At 62.5% G+C, this 1346-nt stretch carries 3 protein-coding genes; all 3 read right to left on the reverse strand.

Annotation, left to right across the window (positions count from 1 at the left end):
* Window positions 1-93: 93 nt before the first annotated feature.
* Genes ACWEH3_RS36105 through ACWEH3_RS36115 form a run of 3 tightly spaced genes read right to left on the reverse strand, consistent with a single transcriptional unit; the run spans window position 94 to window position 1154 of the window.
* Entirely contained in the window at window positions 94-285 is a 192-nt protein-coding gene (locus ACWEH3_RS36105) for a hypothetical protein (RefSeq protein ID WP_450026962.1), read from the reverse strand.
* A gap of 17 nt (window positions 286-302) precedes the next feature.
* The gene (locus ACWEH3_RS36110; RefSeq protein WP_450026964.1) at window positions 303-653 is read right to left on the reverse strand and encodes a hypothetical protein; all 351 of its coding nucleotides are present in this window, start codon (window positions 651-653) and stop codon (window positions 303-305) included.
* Between the two features lie 27 nt (window positions 654-680).
* The gene (locus ACWEH3_RS36115) at window positions 681-1154 is read right to left on the reverse strand and encodes a TerD family protein (protein ID WP_450026966.1); all 474 of its coding nucleotides are present in this window, start codon (window positions 1152-1154) and stop codon (window positions 681-683) included.
* Window positions 1155-1346: the final 192 nt, after the last annotated feature.

The raw sequence follows: 1346 nt of genomic DNA on the forward strand, positions 1-1346 counted from the left end.
GTTTCGGGACAGCTGTCCTGAAACGGTCGGTGAGCCGACGTATCCGGCCAGGTCAGTTCTGTGTTGCTGGCGGCGGAACTCGTTCCCCGGCCGCTAGCATTGGTCTGCAAGGCGGCCTGAAACTCCTTCGACAGCTTGTAACAAGCGTCCGCAGCGGTACCTGTTGCCAATCGCGTCGATTCGCACCTTGGCAGCGACCGCCGATCCGGTGATCTCGCCCCAGCACGTGGTGAGCAGCCCCCGCGACTCCAGATGCCGGATCATCGGCAGGAAGCGCTGGCTCATCTGCGGAGTCAACTGCCCTATCCGCTCCACGTCGATGCGTACTTCGACATGCGGTTTGGCTCGGCTGCCCTGCGCGGAATTCTCGTGCAAGGTGACGAAGAGCAGGCCGATTCCGCCCTCGGTACGAATTTCAACAGCGCGTCGAAAGGTTCGTGCTCCTTGGTCACCTGGACGATTGCTGAACGAGGCAGCAAGGTATAGGCGACGTTCGGCGGATCGTTCACAGGGACCGCCAGGGCCGCGTCTTCGATCCCGATCAGCACATTCGCGTGAAGTTCTGGCCCGCCGTCCCAGTCGTCGTACTCGCGGAGCCAGATCTTGCTCGATGTCGTGGGAAGGAACCCCGATGCGATGATGCGGTTCAGCACCGCCGCCCAGTTCCGTGCGTTGTTGTCCTAAAGGTATCCAATGGTCCGGCCGCCGGTCCGAACGGACACCGCCCACGATCCTCGGGGGCTGTCCGGTTCGGGGACCAGCTGAACCACAGGGGAGAGATGACCGTCGCGTTCGGGAAGCTCGGGCGGATACAGGCTGCGGAGCGCAGGCAGGAACTCCTTTTCGATCGTCAACTCGTAGCTCTGCCAGCTCCGGTTCTGTCCCCACAGTCGATAAGCCGAGTCGGCAAGGTGCTCGACACAGGGTTGTGGCGCTTCCTTCCGTACAGCTTCCGAGTCGGCATCGTCGTCGACCGACACACCGAAGTCTGTAGCCAAACCTGCCAATCCGGAGTCCCAGCCCTGCCCGACAGCACGGACCTTCCACACGCCCGCGCGGCGGTAGATCTCGCCGAACAGGAACGCGGACTCGGTAGTGGCCTCGGAGGTGACGAACAGGGCCAGTGGCGTGCCTGTGTCGTCGAGGATGGTCAACTACAGCTTTCCGAGTGCGCCGAAACTGCCGGAATCGATGCTGCCGAGCGAGGTCTCCGGTAGTTGGTTGATCGACCAAGATTCAACTGAACACCGAAGACCTCGTGACCACCCTAGCGGTGACCGCGCGAGCGGATCTGACCGATGCTCAATGGGCACGGCTGGAACCGCTGCTACCTGCCCCGAAACGAC

It is taken from the genome of Nocardia sp. NPDC004718, from assembly GCF_053601535.1.

Excerpts from the sequence above, each read along its gene's own strand:
- ACWEH3_RS36105 (WP_450026962.1), bottom strand. The coding sequence starts at position 285 with ATGAGCCAGCGCTTCCTGCCGATGATCCGGCATCTGGAGTCGCGGGGG.